Origin of the sequence: Pseudomonas xionganensis, assembly GCF_009763245.1 — a bacterium.
In the GTDB taxonomy this organism is placed as follows: domain Bacteria; phylum Pseudomonadota; class Gammaproteobacteria; order Pseudomonadales; family Pseudomonadaceae; genus Aquipseudomonas; species Aquipseudomonas xionganensis.
In genome coordinates, this window is the sequence record NZ_WKJZ01000003.1 from 188,608 (window position 1) to 208,403 (window position 19,796).

Consider the following 19,796-nt stretch of genomic DNA (forward strand, 5'->3'; position numbering starts at 1 on the left):
GCCACGGGGTCGGCAGCCGGCGCGTTATAAGACGCGGCTAAAGTCTGACAAAGCGAGCTTTCCCATCCCGACACCTGGCGTTATTCTTCGCCCACTACCCCAGCCGACTGGCGGCCATCACACGACCTTGAACACACCCACAGCTCCCCTGCGCTTTATCCTCGAACCCTTCGAAGCCCGTCGTTTCGCCAACCTGTGCGGCCAACTCGACGAACACCTGCGCCTGATCGAACAGCGCATGGGCATCGAGATCCGCAACCGTGGCAATCAGTTCGAACTGCTCGGTGCCCATGACAAGACCAAGGCGGCCGAACAGCTGCTGCAGCGCCTGTACCGGGAAACCCAGAGCACGGAACTGTCGCCGGACATGGTCCATCTGTTCCTGCAGGAGTCCGGGATCGAGGAGCTGGTCAACCCAACCGTCGAGTCCAGCGTCACCCTGCGCACTCGCAAGGGCCTGATCCGCCCCCGCGGGCCGAACCAGCAGCGCTACGTCAAGGCCATACTCGAACACGACATCAACTTCGGCATCGGCCCGGCCGGTACCGGCAAGACCTACCTGGCAGTGGCCTGCGCCGTGGACGCCCTGGAGCGCGAGCAGATCCGCCGCATCCTGCTGGTGCGCCCGGCGGTGGAAGCCGGCGAAAAGCTGGGCTTTCTCCCCGGGGATCTGTCGCAGAAGATCGACCCCTACCTGCGCCCGCTGTACGACGCGCTGTACGAGATGCTCGGCTTCGAGCAGGTAGCCAAGCTGATCGAGAAGCAGGTGATCGAGGTCGCGCCGCTGGCCTATATGCGCGGGCGCACCCTGAACAACAGCTTTATCATCCTCGACGAAAGCCAGAACACCACCCTGGAACAGATGAAGATGTTCCTCACCCGCATCGGCTTCGGCTCCACCGCGGTGATCACCGGCGATATCACCCAGGTCGACCTGCCCCGTGGCACCAAGAGCGGCCTGACCCATGTGATCGACGTGCTGCGCGAGGTGCCAGGCATCAGCTTTACCCACTTCAAGCCCAAGGATGTGGTGCGCCACCCCCTGGTGCAGCGCATCGTCGAAGCCTACGAGCGCTATGACAGCCGCATGCACGGCAAGCTGATCGACGAGCAGGATGAGCCCAATGCTTGAGCTTGATCTGCAGCTCGCCAGCTGCGCGCCAGACCTGCCGAGCGAAGCCCAGTTTCGCACCTGGTGCGAACTCGCCCTGCGCCAGCGCACGGCCGACTCCGAACTGACCATCCGCCTGGTGGACGAGGCCGAAGGCCGCGAGCTCAATCACACCTACCGCCAGCGCGACTACGCCACCAATGTGCTGTCCTTCCCCGCCGACGTGCCGGACGAGTTACTGGATATCCCCTTGCTGGGCGATCTGGTGATCTGCGTCTCCGTGGTGGTGCGCGAGGCCCAGGAACAGAGCAAAAGCCTGGAAGCCCACTGGGCCCATCTGGTCATCCACGGCTGCCTGCATCTGCTCGGTTACGACCATATCCTTGACGCCGAGGCCGAGGAAATGGAAGCACTGGAACGCGCATTGCTTGCCGAACTGGGGTATCCCGACCCCTACGCCGACCACGAATGATTCTCCAACTGACATCAGAAAAGGTTCCTGAGTAACCACCATGAGCGAAGACCGATCGAGCAACGAGCAGAAGTCCTGGTTCAACCGACTGACCCAGGCTTTTGCTCATGAGCCCAAGAATCGTCAAGAACTGCTGGAGGTGCTGCGCGAAGCCCACCAGAACAAACTGCTCGACAGCGAGGCCCTGGCCATTGTCGAGGGCGCCATCCAGGTAGCCGACCTGCAGGTACGCGACATCATGGTGCCGCGCTCGCAGATGATCAGCATCAAGGCTGGTCAGCACCCCAGGGAATTCCTGCCCTCGATCATCGAGGCCGCGCACTCGCGCTATCCGGTGATCGGCGAGAGCCTGGACGATGTGATCGGCATCCTCCTGGCCAAGGATCTGCTGCCGCTGATCCTTGAGGGCGACCAGCCCGGCTTCAATATCAAGGACCTGCTACGCCCGGCCACCTTCGTGCCCGAGTCCAAGCGCCTCAACGTGCTGCTGCGCGAATTCCGCGCCAACCACAACCATATGGCCGTGGTCATCGACGAATACGGCGGCGTGGCCGGTCTGGTGACCATCGAGGACGTGCTGGAGCAGATCGTCGGTGATATCGAAGATGAGCACGACGTCGAGGAAGACAGCTACGTCAAGCCGCTGCCGTCCGGCGACTATCTGATCAAGGCCCTGACCCCCATCGACAGCTTCAACGAAGCCTTCGACACCGAATTCTCCGACGACGAATTCGACACCGTCGGCGGCCTGGTAATGAGTGCCTTCGGCCACCTGCCCAAGCGCAACGAAGTGACCGAGATCGGCGAGTTCCGTTTCCGCGTGCTGAATGCCGACAGCCGCCGTATCCATCTGCTGCGCCTGTCGCCGATCAGCCGCTAAGCCAGGCTCGCACACCGTCATTGGTAGGGTGGCTGGCCGCAGCCATCCACCTAGACGAACAGGCCCAGCCCATTCTCCTGCCCCGCTTCCGGGGCCCGCACCTTTGCAGTACCCTTGCCGGCCAGAATTTCCGTTCAAGGACGCACCATGCGCTGGATCACGCAACCCGGCTGGCCTGGCCATCTGATCGCCCTGGCCGCTGGCGCCATCACCCCACTGGCCCTCGCCCCCTTCGATCTCTGGCCCCTGGCCCTGCTCAGCATTGCCCTGTTCTACCTGGGCCTGCGTGATCTGCTGCCCCGCCAGGCGGCAGTGCGCGGCTGGTGCTATGGCTTCGGCCTGTTTCTGGCCGGCACCAGCTGGGTGTATGTCAGCATCCACGACTACGGCGCCGCCTCCCCGCCCCTGGCCGCCTTTCTGACCCTGCTGTTCGTCGCCGGCCTTGGTCTGTTGTTCGCCCTGGCCGCCTGGCTGTGGGCGCGCTGGCTGCGCCGGGTGGAAGCACCCCTGGCCGACGCCCTGGCCTTTGCCGCCTTCTGGCTGGCCCAGGAAGCCTTCCGCAGCTGGTTTCTTACCGGATTTCCCTGGCTCTACGCCGGTTACAGCCAACTGGACGGCCCGCTGGCGGGCCTGGCGCCGCTGGGCGGAGTGTGGCTGCTGTCCTTTGCCCTGGCACTCAGTGCAGCGCTGCTGGTCAACCTGCCGCGCCTGCGCCAGCACAAGCTCTTCTGTACGGCAGCCGTACTTCTGCTGCTGGCGCCCTGGGTCAGCGGCCTGGCACTCAAAGATCGCGCCTGGACCCAGGCCGCCGGCCAGCCGCTCAGCGTCAGCGCCATGCAGGGCAATATCGAGCAGAACCTCAAGTGGGACCCGGCCCAGCTCAATGCCCAATTGCTGCTGTACCGTGACCTGACCCTCAACGCCCCGCGCAGCGACCTGATCGTCTGGCCGGAGACCGCCGTGCCGGTGCTCAAGGAATATGCCCTGGGCTATCTGGACGGCATGGGCCGCTTCGCCAATGAGCGCCAGTCCGCACTGATCACCGGCGTCCCCATTCGCCAGGCCAACGAGCGCGGCGAGCCGCGCTACTACAACGGCATCAGCGTGGTCGGCCAGGGCAGCGGCGACTACCTCAAGCAGAAGCTGGTGCCCTTCGGCGAATACGTGCCGCTGCAGGAAGTGCTGCGCGGGCTGATCGCCTTCTTCGATCTGCCCATGTCGGATTTCGCCCGCGGCTCCAGCGCACAACCACTGCTGCAGGCCCAGGGTTACCGGATTGCCGCCTATATCTGCTACGAAGTGGTCTACCCGGAGTTTGCCGCCGGCCTGGCGGCGCAGAGCGAGCTGCTGCTGACCATCAGCAACGACACCTGGTTCGGCCGCTCCATCGGCCCCCTGCAGCATCTGCAGATGGCCCAGATGCGCGCCCTGGAGGCGGGGCGCTGGATGATTCGCGGCACCAATAACGGGGTCACGGCGCTGATCGACCCCTTTGGCCGTATCAGCCAGCAACTGCCGCAGTTCGAGCAAGGCGTGCTGCATGGCCAGGTCACCCCGATGCAGGGGCTGACCCCTTATCTGCGCTGGCGCGCCTGGCCGCTGCTGATTCTGTGTAGTCTGATTCTGGGCTGGACCCTGCTGGCCAGCCGTATGGCCAAGACACTGTAGGGTGCGCCGTGCGCACCGGATGCAAGCACCCTGGTGTCAACTTGCGCAATTGACTGGGAAGTTGGTGCGCACAGCCCACCCTAGGGCACAGCAGCCTTTAGCCTAAGGCTGGCCGTAGGCCAATGGATAAAGCATCAGGCCGAATGCTTCATTGAGTAACAGACCGCTCTGCCACAGCGCCTTGCTCTCCGGCAGCCAACCGCCTGCCGGGCGGCCATGGGCCACGCCAAGAAAGCCAACGGGGGCCACCACCACCTCAAGCCCTATTTGCTCGAAACACCAGCGCGCCCGCGGCATATGCCAGGCCTGGGTCACCAGCAGCACCCGTTTGATCCCGGCCTGCTGCAGCATAGCCGCGCTATACAGAGCATTTTCCCAGGTGGTACGGCTGGCGCCCTCCTGCCAGCGCACCTGCAGGCCATAGTCCTCGGCCAGCACGCTCGCCATCAGCGCCGCCTCACTGGGCGGCTGACCGTAATGCAGGCCGCCTGAAGTCAGCAGCGGCAAGCCCGAGGCCCTGGCCAGGCGCGCGGCATAGCGTATCCGTTCCAGGGCCAGCAGACTGGGCTGATCCCCGCCCCAGCCCGGGTCATTCTGCTCTCGCCCACCACCCAGCACCACGATCACCTCCGCGCGCTCAGCCAGGTTTGGCCACTGCTCCTGGGCCAGGGCCGGCTCGCTTTCCAGCCAGCGTGCGCCCTGCTGCACCACAACCGGCAGACTGCTGAGCCACAATCCAGAGAAGCCAGCCAACAGGCACACCAGGGCCAGCCGCGGAAAGCGCTTGCGCAGGCCCCAGCCCAGCAGCAACAGCAGCAGCAAAACGCCCGGCGGCATCAGCAATTGTTTGAAGATATAGCGAAACGGCATCGGCACCTCCAGGATGCCGCAAGCCTAACGGGGATTGCTCGCCCGAAACAGCTGTGAACCGCACACGCTACAGGCCTGCACGCCAACGCCATTGCGCCAGCCGGCCTGGGTGCCGCACAGGGCACAGCACAACAGCATGCGGCGTTTGAGCAGGGGCTTGGTTTTGCCCGGCGCGCGCGCTAACGCCTTGTGCGGTACTCGTGTAATGCGCCCACGCGCCCCTGGCAGCTGGCGGATTTGCGCCATCTCCCGGGCCGCGGCATGCCAGCCGCGCAACCAGTCCAGATCACGATTGAGATAGGCATGGATCAATTCCAACTCTGCCGAGGTCAGCCCCCGCAGTTCCAGCTCCAGGCCGGCTTCGCCGGAAAACCGGCTCAGCCCCTCGGCCTCGTCCAGGGCCAGAGCCAGGCGCTGCAGCAGGCGCTCATAGAGCCCGCCAGAGTCCTCCGCACGCTGCAACTCGGCCATCAAACACCTCGCACCCGGCCCCTTTACTCAGGTCCTATAGCAAGCTTAGCGGCCGGTAACCGCCCGGCAGGGCGCTGCGACCAACGGCATGGGCCCACGCCAGGCACAATCAGGGTTTCCCTCACCAAGGGGGGGTCATGTATGCTACGGCGTTTCCCGCAAGCCCCTATTTTTAGCGCCGGTAGCCATGCACGAACAGTATCAGCCCCGCGAGATCGAAGCCGCCGCGCAGTCCCACTGGGACGCGCAGAAATCCTTTGTAGTGAGCGAGCAGCCAGGCAAGGAAACCTTCTATTGCCTGTCGATGTTTCCCTACCCGAGCGGCAAGCTGCACATGGGCCATGTGCGCAACTACACCATCGGCGACGTGATCGCCCGCTACCAGCGCATGCAGGGCAAGAACGTGCTGCAGCCCATGGGCTGGGACGCCTTCGGCATGCCGGCAGAAAACGCCGCGATGAAGAATCAGGTGGCGCCGGCCAAATGGACTTACGAAAACATCGAGTACATGAAGAGCCAGCTCAAATCCCTGGGCCTGGCCGTGGACTGGACGCGCGAAGTCACCACCTGCAAGCCGGACTACTACCGCTGGGAGCAGTGGCTGTTCACCCGTCTGTTCGAGAAGGGCGTGATCTACCGCAAGAACGGCAGCGTCAACTGGGACCCGGTCGACCAGACCGTGCTGGCCAACGAGCAGGTCATCGACGGCCGCGGCTGGCGTTCGGGCGCGCTGATCGAGAAGCGCGAAATCCCGATGTACTACTTCAAGATCACCGCCTACGCCGAAGAGCTGCTGAGTAGCCTGGACGAGCTGGATGGCTGGCCCGAGCAGGTCAAGACCATGCAGCGCAACTGGATCGGCAAGAGCTTTGGTGCCGATATCGTGTTCGACTACGACGTCGCCAGCGTCGGCATTGAAGGCCAACTCAAGGTCTACTCGACCCGCCCCGACACCCTGATGGGCGCCACCTACGTGGCCGTGGCAGCCGAGCACCCGCTGTCGCAGCGCGCTGCCGAAACCAATCCGGCCATCGCTGCGTTCATTGCCGAATGCAAGGCAGGATCGGTCGCAGAAGCCGATATGGCGACCATGGAGAAGAAGGGCGTGGCCACCGGCCAGTTCGTCATCCATCCGCTGACCGGCGATCTGCTTCCGGTATTCGTCGCCAACTACGTGCTGTGGGGCTACGGCGAAGGCGCGGTGATGGCCGTACCGGCCCATGACGAGCGCGATTTCGAATTCGCGGGCAAGTACGGCCTGCCGATCCAGCAGGTCTACACCGGCGAAGGCAAGGACTACGACGCCAGTGCCTGGCAGGACTGGTACGGCGACAAGACCGGCCTAATCACCATCAACTCCGGCAAGTACGACGGCCTGGATTTCAGCGCCGCCTTCGACGCCATAGTCGCCGACCTGGAAGCCAGCGCTCACGGCGCGCGCAAGACCCAGTTCCGCCTGCGCGACTGGGGCATCAGCCGCCAGCGCTACTGGGGCTGCCCGATCCCGATCATCCACTGCCCGAGCTGCGGCGACGTGCCGGTGCCGGAAGACCAGCTGCCGGTGGTACTGCCCGAAGACGTGGTGCCGGACGGCGCCGGCTCGCCACTGGCCAGGATGCCCGAGTTCTATGAGTGCAGCTGCCCGAAATGCGGCAGCCCGGCCAAGCGCGAAACCGACACCATGGACACCTTCGTGGAAAGCTCCTGGTACTATGCCCGCTACGCCTCGCCGAATTACACCGGCGGCATGGTCGACCCGCAAGCGGCCAACCACTGGCTGCCGGTGGATCAGTACATCGGCGGCATCGAGCACGCCATCCTGCACCTGTTGTACGCGCGTTTCTTCCACAAGCTGATGCGCGACGAGGGCCTGGTGTCCTCCAACGAACCGTTCAAGAACCTGCTGACCCAGGGCATGGTGGTCGCCGAGACCTACTACCGTACACTAGAAAACGGCGGCAAGGACTGGTTCAACCCAGCCGATGTCGAGCTGGAGCGCGATGCCAAGGCCAAGGTCATCAGCGCCAAGCTGAAATCCGACGGCCTGCCGGTGGAAATCGGCGGCACCGAGAAGATGTCCAAGTCAAAGAACAATGGTGTCGACCCGCAGTCGATGATCGACCAGTACGGCGCCGACACCTGCCGCCTGTTTATGATGTTCGCATCCCCCCCGGATATGAGCTGCGAATGGTCGGACGCCGGCGTTGAAGGCGCCAACCGCTTCCTGCGCCGCGTCTGGCGCCTGGCTCAGGGGCACGTCAGCGCCGGCCTGCCGGGCAAGCTGGATGTCACCAGCCTGAGCGACGAGCAGAAGGCCGTGCGTCGTGCCATTCACCTGGCGATCAAGCAGGCCAGCAACGATATCGGCCAACACCACAAGTTCAACACCGCCATCGCCCAGGTGATGACCCTGATGAACGTGCTGGAAAAAGCCGCCACCGCGACCGAACAGGATCGCGCGCTGGTGCAGGAAGGTCTGGAGATCGTCACCCTGCTGCTGGCGCCGATCACCCCCCATATCAGCCACGAGCTGTGGCAGCGCCTGGGTCAGAACGGCGCGATCATCGACGCGCAGTGGCCGCAGGTCGATGAATCCGCTCTGGTACAGGACAGCCTGACCCTGGTGGTGCAGGTCAACGGCAAGCTGCGCGGACTGATCGAAGTGCCGGCCTCGGCCTCCCGCGAGGACGTCGAGGCCGCCGCCCGCGCCAACGAGAACGTGCAACGCTTCACCGAAGGACTGGCGATTCGCAAGGTCATCGTGGTGCCGGGCAAGCTGGTCAATATCGTCGCCAACTGATAAAAACCCGGCACGCGCGCAAAGCGTGCCGGAGTGTTCGCCAAGGGGAAAAACATGCTCAAACGGAATCTGTTGGTAATCGGTCTGGCCACCCTGCTGGGCGCCTGTGGCTTTCAGTTGCGCGGAACCGGCAGCCTGACGGCCGACCTGGCCCTCAAGGAACTGAATGTCAGTGCCCGCAACGCCTATGGCGAAACCCTCAACGATGTTCGCGAAATGCTGCAAAACAATGGTGTGCGCGTCTATCCTGGAGCGCCCTATCAGCTTCACCTGGCTAGGGAAGATGAGACTCGCCGCGCCGTGAGTTTTACCAGCTCGGCCCGTGCCGCCGAATATGAGCTAATCTTAGACCTTGATTACGAAATCCGTAGCCAAAAGGATATGTTGCTGCTCAGCGACAAAGTGCAGGTACAAGGCTTCTATACCAAGGACAATAACAATCTGATTGGTAACGACCAGGAAGCAAACCAGATTCGCAGTGAAATGCGCCGCGAGCTGACTCAGCAGTTGCTTATGCGCTTACAGAACCTTACCCCCGAGCAGCTTGAGCTGCTGCAACAAACCGCCGAGGCCAAGGCCCAGGCCGAAGCCGACGCGCTGGAGGCGGCACGCCAGCAGCAGGCCGACCAGCCGCAGCAATCGCCCATTCAAGCCTTTCCCGTGCAGTAAGGTTGCGGGGCTGCGCAAGCAGCCCCGGCCCTACCTATGAAGCTCAACCCCGCGCAACTCGGTAAACACCTGCAAGGCAACCTGGCGCCTGTCTATGTGGTCAGCGGCGATGAACCGCTGCTTTGCCAGGAAGCCTGCGACGCCATTCGCCAGGCCTGCCGCCAGCAGGGTTTCAGCGAGCGGCAGGTATTCAATGCCGACAACCAGTTCGACTGGGGGCACCTGCTACAGGCCAGTGCCAGCCTTTCGCTGTTCGCCGAAAGACGCCTGCTGGAGCTGCGCATGCCCACCGGCAAGCCCAGCGACAAGGGCGCCGCATTGCTGGAATATCTGGCCCGCCCGGCCGAAGATACCGTGCTGCTGATCAGCCTGCCGAAACTGGATGGCAGCACCCAGAAGAGCAAATGGGCCAAGAGCCTGATCGAAGGTGCCCACTGCCAGTTTCTGCAGATATGGCCGGTAGACGCGGGTCAACTGCCACAGTGGATTCGCCAGCGCCTGAGCCAGGCCGGCCTCAGTGCCAGTGCCGAAGCGGTGGATATGATCAGCATCCGCGTGGAAGGCAACCTGCTGGCGGCCGCCCAGGAAATCGAGAAACTCAAACTGCTGGCCGAGGGCAACCAGGTGGACCTGGCCACGGTACAGGCCGCGGTTTCCGACAGCGCCCGCTTCGACGTCTTCGGTCTGATCGACTGCGCCCTAAATGGCGAAGCCAGCCATGCCCTGCGTATGCTCGAAGGCCTGCGCGGTGAAGGCGTGGAAGCGCCGGTCATCCTCTGGGCCCTGGCTCGTGAGGTGCGCCTGCTGGCCAGTATCGCCCAGCAATACAGCCAGGGCACCCCACTGGAGAAAGCCTTCAGCTCGGCCCGCCCGCCAGTCTGGGACAAACGCCGCCCGCTGGTCAGCAAGGCCCTGCAACGCCACTCGGCCGCCCGCTGGGCACACCTGCTGCGCGATGCCCAGCAGATCGACGCCCAGATCAAGGGGCAGGCCCAGGGCGCCCCCTGGAGCGGCCTGAGCCTGCTGACCCTGGCGATCTGCGGCCAGCGCCTGCGCCTCAAATAGGTCGCAGCTCGCGTCAGCTGGACAGCTGTGCAACGGCAGCGCATGATCTGCGCACCATGCCGTGCAATCACTTAGAGGAATCCTCATGGCCAAGCAACGCAAGAAAGGCCTCAACCAGGCCAAGTCCCTGATCACACACCCTCTGTTCCGTTGTCGACAGGAAAAACCGGCCAAAGGCAAAGGCAGCTACCGCCGCGAAGCCTCCCAGCAAAACTGGGAGGCTTCTTGCTTTCTGGCGGCGTGAAAGCACCGCCACAGCTCGCCCGGATGGCCTTTCATGCTAAGGTAAGGGCCTGCAAAACCTGCCGAGACCGCCATGCCCCATCTGTTTCTTCGTGGCCTGATCAACAGTGCCACGGCCTGCGCCCTGCTCCTGCTCACTGCCTGCGCTGAGGTACCTGCGTCAACCCTTGCCGCCGCGACGACCACTGCAAGCCCAGAACCTGCCACCACAGCCGCCAGCCAACCCATCAGCCCAACACCGCTACTGAGTTTTGCCGAATGGCGCATGCTGCTGCGCAGCGATGCCATCGCCGCCGGCATCGATGCCGAGCTGTTTGACCGCACCTTCGCCACTATCAGCCTGGATCCCAAGGTCATCGCCGCCGATAGCAGCCAACCGGAATTCACCCGTCCGATTTGGGACTATATCGACGGCGCCGTTTCCGTCTCCCGTATTGCCCAGGGCCGCCTGCTCAAGGCCCAGCACCGGCCGACGCTAAAAGCCATCCGCAGCGCCTATGCCGTTGACCATGAAGTACTGATTGCCATCTGGGGTATGGAAAGCAATTACGGCAGCAATATCGGCAGCCACAACGTGATCCGCTCCCTCACCACCCTGGCCTACGATGGCCGTCGCCAGGTGTTCTGGCGCAGCCAGCTGCTGGCCGCGCTGCAGATCCTGCAGGCCGGTGACGGCCCGGCGCAGGGGCTGATCGGCTCCTGGGCAGGCGCCATGGGCCAGACCCAGTTTATGCCGACCACTTTCAATCAACATGCCGTGGACTTTGATGGCGATGGCCACCGCGACCTGTGGAACTCCACCCCCGACGCCCTGGCGTCCGCCGCCCATTACCTGCAGGCATCGGGCTGGGAAAATGGCCAACCCTGGGGCTTTGAAGTCAGCCTGCCAGCGGGTTTCGATTATGCCCAGGCCGACCCGGACATCCGCCGCAGCCTGAGCGAATGGCGCGCGCTCGGGGTCAACCCGCTCAGAGCCGTCAAGGCCAAAGAGCAGAGTCTGGCGACCCTGTTTCTCCCTGCCGGACACCGTGGTCCTGCCTTCCTGCTGCTGAACAACTTCCGCAGCATTCTCAAGTACAACAACTCCACGGCTTACGCCCTGGCCATTGGCTTGCTCTCTGACGCGCTGGACGGTAACCCCGGGGTACAAGCCGACTGGCCTCGACACGAGCGCCAGCTAAATCGCAGCGAACGCATTGCCCTGCAGACTGGCCTTGATGCCCGCGGCTTCGACCCCGGCCCCGCCGACGGGATCATCGGCGCCAATACGCGCCGTGCAATTCGCGCCTTCCAGCAGAGCCTCGGCCTGCCGCCTGACGGCTACCCTACCCCTGCCCTGCTGCTGCAACTGCAATAGCCGCCCCATGGCCAGCGTTGCGCCCATGCGCGCAACGCTGGCCATCATCCGCACCCTTGCCTGCCGACTACACTTGAGCAACGGCGCCTGCTGCCGATAGCCCGGTCACCGGGCCATTGAACAGGTGCGCCCTCCTTTAGCGGCTAAAGGTGCCTTGCGATGTTCAATAAGAAACTAAAAGAAGAGCTGGCCCAGATGCGTGAAGAACTGGCCAGCCTGCGGCAGATCCGCGACTCGATCTACAGCGAGATGCTGGTTCTGGAGATCGAGGCCGATGGCAAGATCCGCTTTGCCAACGACGACTTTCTCAGCGAAATGCACTATAGCCGCGACGCGTTGCTGGGACGCAGCCTGGACTCACTGATCCCCGACTCCTTCCGTGGCGAAGCCAACTACCAGAAACTGCAACAGGCCCTGCACCAGCGCGAGCATCTATGTGGTGCCTTTCGCCTGCTGCGTGGCAACGACCAAGAAGCCTGGCTGCGGGCCGTCTGGCAGCCGGTACTGAATGGCCGCGGCGAATTGCTCTACTTCGCCTGTTTTGCCACCGACCTGACCCGCACCATTGCGACCTCCCGCGAACACGAGGGCCTGATTGGCGCCCTGCTGCGCTCCACAGCAGTCATCGAGTTCAACCTGGACGGGGAGGTACTGACCGCCAACCAGCGTTTTCTTGACGGCATGGGCTATCGTCTCGAACAGATCCAGGGCAAGCACCATCGACAGTTCTGCGAGGCGCAAGAGTACAACTCACAGGCCTATCACGATTTCTGGGCCAGTCTAAACCGCGGCGAGTATGTGGCCGGGCGCTTCAAACGGGTGGATAGTGCCGGACGTACCGTCTGGCTGGAGGCCTCCTACAACCCCATAGTCGACAGCCACAACAGACTGTACAAGGTGGTCAAGTTCGCCACCGTGATCACCGACCAGATCAATCAGGAGAACGCGGTGGCCGAAGCGGCCAGGATGGCCTACAGCATCTCCCAACAGACCGATGCCAGCGCCCACAAGGGCGCCAGTGTGGTCAGCCAGACAGTGGACGTGATGCAGCGCATCGCCCGCCAGATGCAGGAGGCCAGCGATGGCATAGAGGCCCTGGACAAGCAGTCGCAGCTGATCAGCACCATCATGCAGACCATCCGCGGCATTGCCGACCAGACCAACCTGCTGGCCCTCAATGCGGCCATCGAAGCGGCCCGGGCGGGCGATCAGGGCCGCGGCTTTGCCGTGGTGGCCGACGAAGTGCGGCAACTGGCCGGCCGCACCAGCCAGGCCACCGAGGAAATCGTCGATGTGGTGCAGAAGAACCAGCAACTGGCTCAACAGGCGGTGGGCAGCATGGCCAGCAGCCGCCAGCAGGCCGAACAGGGCCTGGGCCTGGCCAACGAGGCGGGTACCGTGATTGTGGAGATTCAGGAAGGCGCCAAACAGGTGGTGCAGGCGGTGGAGCAGTTCGCCAGCCAGTTGCATCACTGATATCCCTGCAATGCTCAGCGAGCATCGGATGCCCTGCGGACTGAGCAGTCAGCTTCTGTGATAAACTGCGCGCCGGCCACAAGCCGACCCGTCCACGGAGCCTCTAGCGGAGCCCAGATTGCCGATGTCCGATACTCCCTCGCCCAAATCCGTTGCCAGTGGTGAAAAATTCCGCACCACCCAGGGCATCACTGCGATCAAGGATGGTCAGAAACGCCGCGCATCTGCCGAACCACAGGTGTTCGAACCCAAGCCCAAATGGCTGCGGGTCAAGGCACCGGGCGGCAGCCGCTTCGAAGCGGTCAAACGCAATGTCGGCGAACATCGCCTGAGCACCGTGTGCCAGGAATCGCACTGTCCGAATATGGGCGAATGCTGGTCCAACGGCACGGCCACCATCATGCTGATGGGCTCGGTGTGCACCCGCGCCTGCCGCTTCTGCGCGGTGGACACCGGCAATCCCAATGGCTGGCTGGATCTGGAAGAACCGCTGAACACCGCCAAGTCGGTGGAACTGATGGCGCTGCGCTATATCGTCCTGACCTCGGTGGACCGTGACGATCTGGACGACGGCGGCGCAGCTCACTATGCCGCCTGCGTGCGGGCCATCAAGGAAAACACCCCGCAGGTGGTGGTGGAGGCCCTGACCCCGGACTTCGACGGCGACCTGCAAGCCATCGAGCGGGTGGTGGACTCCGGCCTTGAGGTGTTCGCGCAGAACGTCGAGACAGTCAAGCGCCTGACCCACGAAGTGCGCGACCCCCGAGCCGGCTACGAAAAGACCCTCAACGTACTGGCCCACGCCAAGCGCCATCGCCCGGACGTACTGACCAAGACCAGCCTGATGCTGGGCCTGGGCGAAACCGACGAGGAAGTACTGCAGACCATGGATGATCTTCGCGCCATCGGCGTGGACATCCTCACCCTGGGCCAGTACCTGCAGCCGACCCGTAACCACCTCAAGGTGCAGCGCTGGGTCAGCCCGGAAGAGTTCAATCGCTTTCGCGATATCGGCCTGGAAAAGGGCTTTATGGAAGTGGCCGCCGGCCCGCTGGTACGCTCCAGCTACCGCGCCGACCGGGTATTCGAGAAGAACAACCTGGGCCTGGCCGCACCTGTTCCGGTGCCTGGACAGGAAGTCGATTCCAGCCTGATTCCGACGCTGAACCTGAGCTGATCCCCAGACTGGTCAACCCCGTAGGGTGGATAACGCCTTATCCATCCACCAGACGCTACACAGAGTGGATGAAAAGAGCGTCATCCACCCTACGGACTGCCCCAGGTTACTCGCCGTCCCTACGAGTAGCCCAGTCTCTTGCGCAGCGCCTGCTCCAGGCGCTGCGCCACCTCGTCCAGAGGCGCTGGCGTATCCAGCAGATCGCGCAGCTGTACCATCTTCAGCCCGGCATAGCCACACGGGTTGATGCGCTGGAAGGGCGTCATGTCCATGTCGACGTTCAGCGCCAGGCCGTGAAAGGAACAGCCACGGCTGACCCGCAGCCCCAAGGAGGCAATCTTCTCGCCCTTGACGTAGACCCCGGGCGCATCGGCCTTGGGCGCGGCCTCGATGCCATAGCCGGCCAGGACATCCACCAGGCTCTGCTCCATGGCGGTCACCAGCTCACGCACACCCAGATCCAGACGACGCAGATCCAGCATCAGGTAAGCCACCAGCTGACCCGGGCCGTGATAGGTCACCTGACCACCGCGCTCGACCTGCACCACCGGAATATCACCGGGTGCCAGCAGATGTTCGGCCTTGCCGGCCTGGCCCTGGGTGAACACCCTGGGATGCTGCAGCAGCCAGATTTCGTCAGGGGTGTGTTCATCGCGCTCGACGGTCAAGCGGCGCATGGCTTCCAGAGTCGGCAAGTAGTCTGCCAACCCCAGCTGGCGCACGATCAGTTCGGGCACTAGAGCACCATATGCACGCGGCCTGTGGCACGCAGGTCAACGTGAATGGCCTGCAACTGCTCGACCCCGGTGGCGGTGATCAGCACCTGCACCGAGAGGAAGTTGCCATTGCGGCTGTCACGCACGACCAGGGTGGAGGCATCCAGATCCGGGGCATGGCGCTGGATCACCTCGATCACCAGATCGGAGAACCCTTCACCTGCGGTACCGATCACCTTGATCGGATAACGCTCGCAGGGAAAATCGATTTTCGGGGCTTGTACGTCGGTATCGGTCATAACATTCGAGGCTTGTGGCCCGCTCCAGAAGGCCCGCGCTGGATAGGTGCGGGCCATAACAGTTAATTGAACAGTCCGTAGAAGAACAGGCGAATGCTATCCCACAGGCGACGGAAGAAACTGCCCTGCTCAACCGCCTCCAGAGCGACCAGATCAGCACTGTGGACTATTTCCTCACCCAGTTTAACTTCGACCTTGCCGATTACTTCCCCCTGGGCGATCGGCGCGGTGAGCTGAGGGTTGAGCACCATCGCAGCTTGCAGTTTATCCAGCTGGCCTTTGGCCAGGGTCAGGGTCAGGTCCGAGGCCAGGCCGGCCTTGACCTGACGCGCCTGGCCCTTCCAGACCTGCGCCTGAGCCAGCTCCTGACCCTGCTGATAGAAGGTGCGGGACTCGAAGAAGCGGAAGCCATAGGTCAGCAGCTTCTGGGTTTCCGCAGCCCGCGCCGACTCGCTGACAGTGCCGAAGACCGAGGTAATCATGCGCGCGCCATCACGCACGGCCGACGCTACCAGGCAATAACCGGCTTCCTCGGTGTGCCCGGTTTTCAAGCCATCGACCGTTTTGTCACGCCACAGCAGCAGGTTGCGATTGCCCTGCTTGATGTTGTTCCAGACAAACTCCTTCTGCGCATAGATGGCGTAGTGTTCCTGATCCTCATTGATAATGGCGCGAGCCAGAATGGCCATGTCATGGGCACTGGAGTAATGCTCGGGATGCGGCAGCCCGGTGGCGTTCATGAAATGGCTGTTACGCATGCCCAGGCGCGCGGCGGTTTCATTCATCATGTCGGCGAAGGCATCTTCGCTGCCGGCGATGTACTCGGCCAGGGCAATGCTGGCATCGTTGCCCGACTGAATGATCACGCCATGCAGCAGGTCATCCACTGTGGCCTGGCTGTTGACCGGCAGAAACATGGTGGAGCCGCCGGAGGCCGCCCCGCCCGTGCGCCAGGCGTGCTCGCTGATAGGCACCAGATCCTGCTCGCCGATCTTGCCCTTACGGATTTCCAGGGTGGCGATATAAGCGGTCATCAGTTTGGTCAGGCTGGCCGGCGGCAGGCGCTGGTCGCCGTTGTTTTCCACCAGCACCTGGCCGGTGGCGGCATCCAGCAGCACATAGGATTTGGCGGCAAGCTGGGGCGCTGCAGGAATAGCCGACGGGTTGGCCCAGGCAATCGGCGCGCCGAGCAGGAGCAGTGACAGGAAAATGCGTTGCGCAAAGCTGGTGATGTTCATCCGTCTCTCTAGATTGCTAATGGTCGAACAGGCTCGGTGGCCATAGGTTGCGATGCCCTGGCGGGCATAAACCCGCCAGGGTTGTGCGTTAGTCCAGCGGGAAATGAATAAGTGCCCGATCAATCCGCCTTGACCAGGGCCGGCTGCCCCAGGTTGGCCAGACGCAGGCTGTCCTGCAGCTGCTCAGCCTCGCCCTGACTGCTCAACGGTCCCAGGCGCACGCGGTGCAGGATCTGCTGATTGCGCACCACTGAGCTGATGAACACCGGAGCACTCACCGTATCGCTCAGCTTGGCCTTGAGCAGCTCCGCAGCGTCCGGGTTGGCGAAGGCGCCCACCTGGAGATACAGGCCAGAGGCTGCGACTGAAGCGTTTTTTTTTGCGTCAATCTGCACCGGCAGGACGGCGGCGGCGTGCTGCTGAGGAGGCGGATTGTACTGCTCGACTGGCTTGGCCACGGGCTGAGTGCTGACCGTAACCGGTGCAGCCTGCTTGGCTGCAGCCAGGACCATGGGCACCGGCTTGCCCTGCTCGGCCCACCACTCATGGGGGTCGATACCCTCGACCTTGACCTGCGCCGTGCCCTGCTCGGCATAGCCGAGTTTCTTCGCCGCGGCAAAGGACAGGTCAATAATACGATCGGAATAGAAAGGCCCGCGATCATTGACCCGCAGCACCACGCTCTTGCCGTTCTCCAGATTGGTCACCCGCACATAGCTGGGCAGCGGCAGGGTCTTGTGCGCCGCGGTCATGCCGTACAGATCGTAGGTTTCGCCGTTGGCCGTGGCCTGGCCGTGGAACTTGGTGCCATACCAGGAAGCTGGGCCGATGGCCTGATAACGACGCGCGTCCTGAATCGGGTAGTACTGCTTGCCAAACACGGTATAGGGGCTGGCCTTGACCGAGCCGTAATGCGGCATCGGCACGGCATCCGGGATACGTGATACGTCCACATCCCACCAGGGCGCACCATCACGGTTGGGCCGACTGAAGTCCGCCGGCCCGGAGATACCCCCGCTCGGCTGGCCGACAGGAGCCACAGGCTGTGGCGGCCGCGAGCTGGAGCAGCTGACCAGCAGCAGGGCCAGGCCGCCCAGGGCAACAGGTTGCAAGGCGCGCTTGAACATCAGTTGGAACCCCGCGCAGCCACCAGCAGTTCAGCCAGCTGATTGACGGCCATGGCGTACATCACGCTGCGGTTGTAGCGCGTGATCACATAGAAATTGGGCAACCCCATCCAGTATTCCTCCCCCTCGGCGCCGTCCAGGCGAAAGGCCGTTACCGGCAGATCAGACGCCAGGCCATCATCACTGCTCCAGCCCAGGGTCTCAAGCTCGGCCACGTTCTTCACCGGGTCCAGCCCCTGCGTCAGCCCCTGTTCAAAGGTAGCTCCCTGCACGCGGGCACGACTGGCTACCTGACCGGCGGCCTGCCAACCATGCTGTTTGAAGTAGCTGGCCACGCTGCCGATGGCATCCACCGGATTGGTCCAGATATTGATGCGGCCATCACCGTCGAAGTCCACGGCATAGGCGCGGAAACTGCTCGGCATAAACTGCGGCAGCCCCATGGCACCGGCGTAGGAGCCCTTGAGACTGAGGGGCTCGACCTGCTCCTCGCGGGTCAGCATAAGGAACTCACGCAGTTCCTTGCGGAAAAAGGGCGCACGCGGCGGATAGTCGAAGGCCAGGGTGGACAGCGCATCCATCACCCGCCAGCTGCCGGTATTGCCACCGTAGAAGGTTTCCACGCCGATGATGGCGACGATGAACTGAGGCGGCACGCCATATTCGGCCTCGGCTTTCTGCAGCGCCGCTTCATGCTGCTTCCAGAAGTCCACACCGCGACTGATGCGCGCGTCGGTGATAAAGATCGGACGATACTCGCTCCAGGGCTTGACCCGCTCGGCCGGCCGCGAGATGGCGTCGAGAATCGCCTGCTTGCGCTCCACGCCGGCGAACAGTTCAGTCAGTTGTTCGCTAACAAAGCCGTAGTCGCGGCTCATCTCCTCGATAAACTCGGCAACCTGCGCGGACTGCTGATAATCCGCCGCCACGGCGTGCGGGCCGCAGCCAAGCAGCCCTGCCAGGGCCAGGGCACAGGCTTTGGATACCGACCAACCACCTAGTTTCTGCATTGCACTTGTTATCCCGATCAAGCCTGCGTCATCCACTTCCGATGGGTGTGGACCGACATTAAGATTCCGAACCCCGCCAACAGGGTAATCAGTGACGTGCCGCCATAACTGATCAGCGGCAAAGGCACCCCGACCACCGGCAGCAAACCGCTCACCATACCGATATTGACGAAGACATAGACAAAGAAGGTCATGCTCAAGGCGCCGGCCAGCAGTTTGGCGAACAGCGTCTGCGCCTGCACGGTAATGACCAGGCAGCGCGCAAGCAACAGCATATACAACAGCAGTAACAAACAGACGCCCACCAGGCCGAACTCCTCAGCCAGCACCGCGATAATAAAGTCGGTGTGGCTTTCCGGCAAAAAATCCAGATGGGACTGGGTACCCAACAGCCAGCCCTTGCCCCAGATGCCACCCGAACCGATGGCCGCCTTGGACTGGATGATATTCCAGCCGCTGCCCAACGGATCGCTCTCCGGGTTGAGGAAGGTCAGCACGCGCTGCTTCTGGTACTCGCGCAGCACAAAGAACCACATGGCCACCGCCACCGGCACCAGGGCCGCCGCCGCCCCCATGATCCAGCGCCACTGCAGCCCGGCCATAAAGACCACGAAGGCCCCCGAAGTCAGCACCAGCAGGGAGGTGCCCAGGTCGGGCTGCAACAGGATCAGCACAAAGGGCACCAGAATCATGACCAGGCTGATCACGATATGTTTGAAGCGCGGTGGCAGGTTATGCCGGGCCAGGTACCAGGCAATGGTCGCCGGCATGATGATCTTCATGAATTCCGAGGGTTGAAAGCGGATCACCCCGGGGATATTGATCCAGCGGGTGGCGCCCATGGCGTTGTAGCCCATCACGTCCACCGCCACCAGCAGGGCCACCCCAACCAGATAAGCCAGGGGCACCAGGCGAGCCATAAAGCGCGGCTCGAACTGGGCAATCACGAACATGCCGACCAGGCCAATGCCGAAGGAGCTGGCCTGCTTGATCACCATATCGACGTTCTTGCCGCTGGCTGAATACAGAATAAACAGGCTGCCGCTGGCAATCACCAGCAAGATCAACAGGAGCAGGCCGTCGATATGCAGACGCTGCAGCAGGCTGGCGCGGCGGCGCAGCAGGTCCTCGTTGGACAGGGTGCGAT

18 protein-coding genes and 2 pseudogenes are annotated in these 19,796 nt (G+C 63.1%); 12 read left to right on the forward strand and 8 right to left on the reverse strand.

The annotated features are described in order from the left end of the window. Positions 1-127: 127 nt before the first annotated feature. The 4 genes from GJV18_RS15745 (at position 128) to lnt (ending at position 4,131) form a co-directional block, all read left to right on the forward strand. Positions 128-1,132, forward strand: a complete 1,005-nt coding sequence (locus GJV18_RS15745; RefSeq protein WP_160347318.1) for a PhoH family protein — start codon at positions 128-130, stop codon at positions 1,130-1,132. After that, positions 1,125-1,583: an rRNA maturation RNase YbeY gene (ybeY, locus tag GJV18_RS15750; protein ID WP_160347319.1), complete on the forward strand. Its 459-nt coding sequence runs from the start codon at positions 1,125-1,127 to the stop codon at positions 1,581-1,583. The genes GJV18_RS15745 and ybeY overlap by 8 nt, the downstream gene beginning before the upstream one ends. 40 nt (positions 1,584-1,623) lie before the next feature. Next, complete coding sequence (locus tag GJV18_RS15755) at positions 1,624-2,463, forward strand: HlyC/CorC family transporter (protein WP_160347321.1); 840 nt, start codon at positions 1,624-1,626, stop codon at positions 2,461-2,463. A gap of 147 nt (positions 2,464-2,610) precedes the next feature. Continuing rightward, the gene (lnt, locus tag GJV18_RS15760; RefSeq protein ID WP_160347323.1) at positions 2,611-4,131 is read left to right on the forward strand and encodes an apolipoprotein N-acyltransferase; all 1,521 of its coding nucleotides are present in this window, start codon (positions 2,611-2,613) and stop codon (positions 4,129-4,131) included. A 102-nt stretch (positions 4,132-4,233) separates the two neighbouring features. Here lnt and GJV18_RS15765 read toward each other — a convergent pair whose 3' ends face one another. Then, positions 4,234-5,001, reverse strand: a complete 768-nt coding sequence (locus tag GJV18_RS15765) for a YdcF family protein (protein ID WP_160347325.1) — start codon at positions 4,999-5,001, stop codon at positions 4,234-4,236. Positions 5,002-5,025: 24 nt separating this feature from the next. Then, on the reverse strand, positions 5,026-5,472 hold the full coding sequence (locus GJV18_RS15770) for a hypothetical protein (RefSeq protein ID WP_160347327.1): 447 nt from the start codon (positions 5,470-5,472) through the stop codon (positions 5,026-5,028). A gap of 187 nt (positions 5,473-5,659) precedes the next feature. On the opposite strand from GJV18_RS15770, the gene leuS reads away from it, so the two are divergent. The 8 genes and pseudogenes from leuS (at position 5,660) to lipA (ending at position 14,259) form a co-directional block, all read left to right on the forward strand. After that, the gene (leuS, locus tag GJV18_RS15775) at positions 5,660-8,272 is read left to right on the forward strand and encodes a leucine--tRNA ligase (RefSeq protein WP_160347329.1); all 2,613 of its coding nucleotides are present in this window, start codon (positions 5,660-5,662) and stop codon (positions 8,270-8,272) included. Positions 8,273-8,326: 54 nt separating this feature from the next. After that, on the forward strand, positions 8,327-8,941 hold the full coding sequence (locus GJV18_RS15780) for an LPS-assembly lipoprotein LptE (RefSeq protein WP_160347679.1): 615 nt from the start codon (positions 8,327-8,329) through the stop codon (positions 8,939-8,941). A 36-nt stretch (positions 8,942-8,977) separates the two neighbouring features. Beyond that, positions 8,978-10,006, forward strand: a complete 1,029-nt coding sequence (holA, locus tag GJV18_RS15785) for a DNA polymerase III subunit delta (RefSeq protein WP_160347331.1) — start codon at positions 8,978-8,980, stop codon at positions 10,004-10,006. Positions 10,007-10,091: 85 nt separating this feature from the next. Next, entirely contained in the window at positions 10,092-10,250 is a 159-nt protein-coding gene (gene arfA / locus GJV18_RS15790) for an alternative ribosome rescue factor ArfA (protein ID WP_160347333.1), read from the forward strand. Positions 10,251-10,322: 72 nt separating this feature from the next. Beyond that, the gene (locus GJV18_RS15795; RefSeq protein ID WP_160347336.1) at positions 10,323-11,606 is read left to right on the forward strand and encodes a lytic murein transglycosylase; all 1,284 of its coding nucleotides are present in this window, start codon (positions 10,323-10,325) and stop codon (positions 11,604-11,606) included. Positions 11,607-11,801: 195 nt separating this feature from the next. Then, positions 11,802-12,542: pseudogene (locus GJV18_RS18950) on the forward strand (PAS domain-containing protein); the annotation flags it as partial. Between the two features lie 105 nt (positions 12,543-12,647). Then, positions 12,648-13,082 (forward strand): annotated as a pseudogene (locus GJV18_RS18955) (methyl-accepting chemotaxis protein); the annotation flags it as partial. Between the two features lie 124 nt (positions 13,083-13,206). Beyond that, positions 13,207-14,259, forward strand: a complete 1,053-nt coding sequence (gene lipA, locus GJV18_RS15805) for a lipoyl synthase (RefSeq protein WP_160347339.1) — start codon at positions 13,207-13,209, stop codon at positions 14,257-14,259. A 119-nt stretch (positions 14,260-14,378) separates the two neighbouring features. Here lipA and lipB read toward each other — a convergent pair whose 3' ends face one another. The 6 genes from lipB to rodA form a co-directional block, all read right to left on the reverse strand. Continuing rightward, positions 14,379-14,996 carry a lipoyl(octanoyl) transferase LipB gene (gene lipB / locus GJV18_RS15810; RefSeq protein WP_160347341.1) on the reverse strand — a complete coding sequence of 206 codons (618 nt, stop codon included), beginning with the start codon at positions 14,994-14,996 and terminating at the stop codon, positions 14,379-14,381. After that, positions 14,996-15,274, reverse strand: coding sequence for a DUF493 domain-containing protein (locus GJV18_RS15815; RefSeq protein ID WP_160347343.1), 279 nt, complete (start codon positions 15,272-15,274; stop codon positions 14,996-14,998). The genes lipB and GJV18_RS15815 overlap by 1 nt, the downstream gene beginning before the upstream one ends. 62 nt (positions 15,275-15,336) lie before the next feature. Continuing rightward, on the reverse strand, positions 15,337-16,512 hold the full coding sequence (locus GJV18_RS15820; RefSeq protein WP_160347345.1) for a D-alanyl-D-alanine carboxypeptidase family protein: 1,176 nt from the start codon (positions 16,510-16,512) through the stop codon (positions 15,337-15,339). Positions 16,513-16,631: 119 nt separating this feature from the next. Next, positions 16,632-17,639 carry a septal ring lytic transglycosylase RlpA family protein gene (locus GJV18_RS15825; protein WP_160347347.1) on the reverse strand — a complete coding sequence of 336 codons (1,008 nt, stop codon included), beginning with the start codon at positions 17,637-17,639 and terminating at the stop codon, positions 16,632-16,634. Further along, the gene (mltB, locus tag GJV18_RS15830) at positions 17,639-18,649 is read right to left on the reverse strand and encodes a lytic murein transglycosylase B (RefSeq protein WP_160347349.1); all 1,011 of its coding nucleotides are present in this window, start codon (positions 18,647-18,649) and stop codon (positions 17,639-17,641) included. Before mltB ends, GJV18_RS15825 begins: the two co-directional genes overlap by 1 nt. Positions 18,650-18,666: 17 nt before the next feature. Beyond that, a complete protein-coding gene (gene rodA / locus GJV18_RS15835; protein WP_178113468.1) occupies positions 18,667-19,770 on the reverse strand; it encodes a rod shape-determining protein RodA in 1,104 nt (367 codons plus the stop codon). Positions 19,771-19,796 lie beyond the last annotated feature (26 nt).

Excerpts from the sequence above, each read along its gene's own strand:
- ybeY (WP_160347319.1), top strand. The coding sequence starts at position 1,125 with ATGCTTGAGCTTGATCTGCAGCTCGCCAGCTGCGCGCCAGACCTGCCG.
- GJV18_RS15755 (WP_160347321.1), top strand. The coding sequence starts at position 1,624 with ATGAGCGAAGACCGATCGAGCAACGAGCAGAAGTCCTGGTTCAACCGA.
- lnt (WP_160347323.1), top strand. The coding sequence starts at position 2,611 with ATGCGCTGGATCACGCAACCCGGCTGGCCTGGCCATCTGATCGCCCTG.
- GJV18_RS15765 (WP_160347325.1), bottom strand. The coding sequence starts at position 5,001 with ATGCCGTTTCGCTATATCTTCAAACAATTGCTGATGCCGCCGGGCGTT.
- GJV18_RS15770 (WP_160347327.1), bottom strand. The coding sequence starts at position 5,472 with ATGGCCGAGTTGCAGCGTGCGGAGGACTCTGGCGGGCTCTATGAGCGC.
- leuS (WP_160347329.1), top strand. The coding sequence starts at position 5,660 with ATGCACGAACAGTATCAGCCCCGCGAGATCGAAGCCGCCGCGCAGTCC.
- GJV18_RS15780 (WP_160347679.1), top strand. The coding sequence starts at position 8,327 with ATGCTCAAACGGAATCTGTTGGTAATCGGTCTGGCCACCCTGCTGGGC.
- holA (WP_160347331.1), top strand. The coding sequence starts at position 8,978 with ATGAAGCTCAACCCCGCGCAACTCGGTAAACACCTGCAAGGCAACCTG.
- arfA (WP_160347333.1), top strand. The coding sequence starts at position 10,092 with ATGGCCAAGCAACGCAAGAAAGGCCTCAACCAGGCCAAGTCCCTGATC.
- GJV18_RS15795 (WP_160347336.1), top strand. The coding sequence starts at position 10,323 with ATGCCCCATCTGTTTCTTCGTGGCCTGATCAACAGTGCCACGGCCTGC.
- lipA (WP_160347339.1), top strand. The coding sequence starts at position 13,207 with ATGTCCGATACTCCCTCGCCCAAATCCGTTGCCAGTGGTGAAAAATTC.
- GJV18_RS15815 (WP_160347343.1), bottom strand. The coding sequence starts at position 15,274 with ATGACCGATACCGACGTACAAGCCCCGAAAATCGATTTTCCCTGCGAG.
- GJV18_RS15820 (WP_160347345.1), bottom strand. The coding sequence starts at position 16,512 with ATGAACATCACCAGCTTTGCGCAACGCATTTTCCTGTCACTGCTCCTG.
- GJV18_RS15825 (WP_160347347.1), bottom strand. The coding sequence starts at position 17,639 with ATGTTCAAGCGCGCCTTGCAACCTGTTGCCCTGGGCGGCCTGGCCCTG.
- mltB (WP_160347349.1), bottom strand. The coding sequence starts at position 18,649 with ATGCAGAAACTAGGTGGTTGGTCGGTATCCAAAGCCTGTGCCCTGGCC.